The following is a 2,710-nucleotide window of genomic DNA, read 5'->3' on the forward strand; positions in this document are numbered from 1 at the left end:
CTCGGCAGACGCGGCCGTTCCGACGGCGTCGGACTCACTACGGTCGACAGCGGCGTCGGACTCGTCCGCCTCGGCGTCGGTGTCGGTCGACGGCGTGTCCGCCTCGGCGTCGGTGTCGGTCAACGGCGTGTCCGCCTCGGCGTCGGTGTCGACCGCCTCGTCGGTCCCGGTCGTCCCCTCGGCCGTGGGTTCCACGTCGGCATCCGCATCGGCGTTCGCCTCAGCCTCGGCTTCGGCCTCTGCCTTCTCCTCGGCCGTCTCCTCGACGTCCTTGCGGAAGCTGTTGAGCTTCTCCTTCAGCCCGTCGAACATCTGCGGTTACTCGTCGTCGCCTTCGTCCTCGGCCTGCTGTTGCATCTGCTGCTGCTGCATCTGCTGCATCTGCTGCTGCTGCATCTGCTGTTGCATCTGCTGGGCCTGCTGTTCGAGTTCGGAACTCTCGTCTTCGAGGTCGTCGATGTCCTCGCGGACCTCGTCGATGCGGTCGTCGAGCGCCTCTTTCTTGTGCTGCAGCGCCTCCGCGGCGGCGTCCTGTTCTTGCTCCGCGGCGTAGTTGCCACCGAGTTCGACGATGATCTCGTCGATGTCCTGAATCTCAGCGCGGACGTACGCGCCGCCGCCGAGCGGGACCTGCACGGTCGAACCGGTCTCGAGCGTCTCGATTGCCTCGACGGCCTCGTCGATTTCGTCCTGCTCCTCCTGGTACTCGTCGATCTGCGCCTCGAGTTCGTCGATTTCGCCCTGAATCGCCTGCAGTTCCTGCGAGAGCTGCTGGAGCTGCTGGTTGCCGCCGCCACCCATCATGCGGCGGTCACCTCCCCGAGTTCGACCTGGGTGCGCTTGAGGTTGTGCTCGCTGCCCAGCTGCGACAGGACGTGTTCGCGAGCGACCGACTCGTTCGGTGCCTCGATACTCTTCGTGAACTCCTGGAGCCCGTGCCGGGTCCGGAAGCGGCCGCTCACCGTAAACTGGCTCATGTCTACGCCTGCGTGAAGGAGCGGGAAGAGTCTTCCTACTCGGAGTTGTCGGCGGCCACACGGCGGAGAGAGGACGCGACTCACGAGTCGAGGAACGAGCGTCAGTCGATGTAGCCGAGGGCGTCCTCGATACGGCCGAGTTCGGGGCCGGTGGTGTCCTCGCCGACGGCGTAGCCGGCCTCGTTCGCGACGAGACCGCTCCCGACGAGCGGCGCGCCGTAGTTCACCGTGCCGATGTCGGCGCGGACGTCGAGCAGTTCCTCGAGCGCCTCGAGTTCCGGCTCCCTCGACTTGGGGTGACAGAGCACGCCGCGGTTGTTCGCCACGGCGGCGGTCCCCACGGTCCGGACGTCCGCGAGGTCGCCGCGTTCGACTGGGACGTCGAGTGCCTCACGGACGACGGCGACGGCGTCGTCGGAGAGTTCTGGGTGGACGTACGCGCCGTAGTCGTTCGCGAGGACGACGTTGCCGGCGGCGTTGATGCGACCGGGCAGTTCGTACACCGGGAGGTCCGCGACGTCGGCGATGGCTTCACGCTCGCGCTCCGTCGACCGGCTCGTGACGAGGATGCCGTTCTCGTTACCGGTCGCGAGCGCGCCGACGGTGGCGGAGCCGCCGACGGTCGTCCCGAGGGTGGGAACGTCGAGTTCCTCACCGAGAGCGGCGACGAGGTCGGTGTCGGCGTCGGGGCGGACGAGCAGACAGTCGTCTGTCGCGCGTGCGAAGACACCGATGTACGACGAACCGGCGAAGGAGACGCGGAGCACGTGTTATCGCGCGGGCTCGGCCTCGACGATGGGCTCGCCGTCCTCGACGAAGCGGGCGGCGCGGACGCGAAGCTTGCTCGGCGGGTTCTGTCGGCCGCGAGCCCAGACGGTCTCGTTGAGCGACGGGTCCAGCCGGACGTCGCTCTCGTCGACGTTGAAGTGTTTCGCGAGGTGCTCGCGGACGAGCGTCATGGCTCGACCGGCCTGTTCGTGGTCCGGGACGGCCTTCACCTTGCGGAGCGGGACGGTGACGACACGCTCTTCGAAGTCACTGGAGCTCATCGGTTACTCGTCCGTGTCGCTGCGGCGCCAGTTGCGTCGCTTGGGGTTGCGCTGGACTTCCATGTCCATCTTCATCATGACCCACGCGGGGACCCGGCTGTTCTGCCGCTCGAGTTTGGCCAGCCGCTTCTTCTTGGCCTTCGATTTCTTACCCATAGTGACGGGTACTTCTTGAGCGTCGCATAAAATCTTGTTCTTTCGCGTCTCCAGCCGTCGAGAGACGCGTGGTCGCACGCGACGGAACACAGGACAGAGGACAGAGCGGCGGGTAACACAGGACCGGAGCCGGAGCCGGTCGGCCACGGTGCGCGTGTTTCGTATCGTCGCATACGGTGTACGGGGAGCGAGCGGTGAGACGAGCGAACCGACCCGGAGCGGGCCAGAGCGTCCGAGGCCGGCGTTCCCGACGGTGGCGCGGCGGCAGGGAGGCGGCGGTACCGGCGGACGGGCCGCGGTGTCAGCGCGAGCGGACCAGAGCGCACGGCCACCCACGCCGGGTCGCGGAGCGGCACGGCCGGGTCGAGGCGCAGACAGAGCCGCTGACCGAACCCATACCAGCGAAGTCGGAAGTCCGGGAGAGTGCGGAGTCGTGGCCGGCGGAGCGGCCCGAGCAGGCCAGCCGGGTCACTCCCGGGCGGGGTGGCCACCCGGAGCGTCTGCAAGAGAACGATTCGACCGCGAGCC

Annotated in this window: 5 protein-coding genes and 1 pseudogene; all 6 read right to left on the reverse strand. The window is 67.8% G+C overall.

Annotation, left to right across the window (positions count from 1 at the left end; genetic code table 11):
• A pseudogene (locus tag ACESK5_RS19040) lies at positions 1-312 on the reverse strand (signal recognition particle-docking protein FtsY); the annotation flags it as partial.
• A gap of 6 nt (positions 313-318) precedes the next feature.
• The gene (gene pfdA, locus ACESK5_RS19045) at positions 319-801 is read right to left on the reverse strand and encodes a prefoldin subunit alpha (protein ID WP_372913163.1); all 483 of its coding nucleotides are present in this window, start codon (positions 799-801) and stop codon (positions 319-321) included.
• The gene (rpl18a, locus tag ACESK5_RS19050) at positions 801-977 is read right to left on the reverse strand and encodes a 50S ribosomal protein L18Ae (RefSeq protein WP_372913159.1); all 177 of its coding nucleotides are present in this window, start codon (positions 975-977) and stop codon (positions 801-803) included. Before rpl18a ends, pfdA begins: the two co-directional genes overlap by 1 nt.
• Before the next feature lie 101 nt (positions 978-1,078).
• Positions 1,079-1,744 (reverse strand): translation initiation factor IF-6, encoded by a 666-nt coding sequence (locus tag ACESK5_RS19055; protein WP_372913160.1) that lies wholly within the window; start codon positions 1,742-1,744, stop codon positions 1,079-1,081.
• Positions 1,745-1,747: 3 nt separating this feature from the next.
• Positions 1,748-2,026: a 50S ribosomal protein L31e gene (locus ACESK5_RS19060; RefSeq protein WP_372913161.1), complete on the reverse strand. Its 279-nt coding sequence runs from the start codon at positions 2,024-2,026 to the stop codon at positions 1,748-1,750.
• Between the two features lie 3 nt (positions 2,027-2,029).
• A complete protein-coding gene (locus ACESK5_RS19065) occupies positions 2,030-2,182 on the reverse strand; it encodes a 50S ribosomal protein L39e (RefSeq protein WP_372913162.1) in 153 nt (50 codons plus the stop codon).
• Positions 2,183-2,710 lie beyond the last annotated feature (528 nt).

It is taken from the genome of Salinigranum sp., from assembly GCF_041641895.1.
In the GTDB taxonomy this organism is placed as follows: domain Archaea; phylum Halobacteriota; class Halobacteria; order Halobacteriales; family Haloferacaceae; genus Salinigranum.

Excerpts from the sequence above, each read along its gene's own strand:
- pfdA (WP_372913163.1), bottom strand. The coding sequence starts at position 801 with ATGGGTGGCGGCGGCAACCAGCAGCTCCAGCAGCTCTCGCAGGAACTG.
- rpl18a (WP_372913159.1), bottom strand. The coding sequence starts at position 977 with ATGAGCCAGTTTACGGTGAGCGGCCGCTTCCGGACCCGGCACGGGCTC.
- ACESK5_RS19060 (WP_372913161.1), bottom strand. The coding sequence starts at position 2,026 with ATGAGCTCCAGTGACTTCGAAGAGCGTGTCGTCACCGTCCCGCTCCGC.
- ACESK5_RS19065 (WP_372913162.1), bottom strand. The coding sequence starts at position 2,182 with ATGGGTAAGAAATCGAAGGCCAAGAAGAAGCGGCTGGCCAAACTCGAG.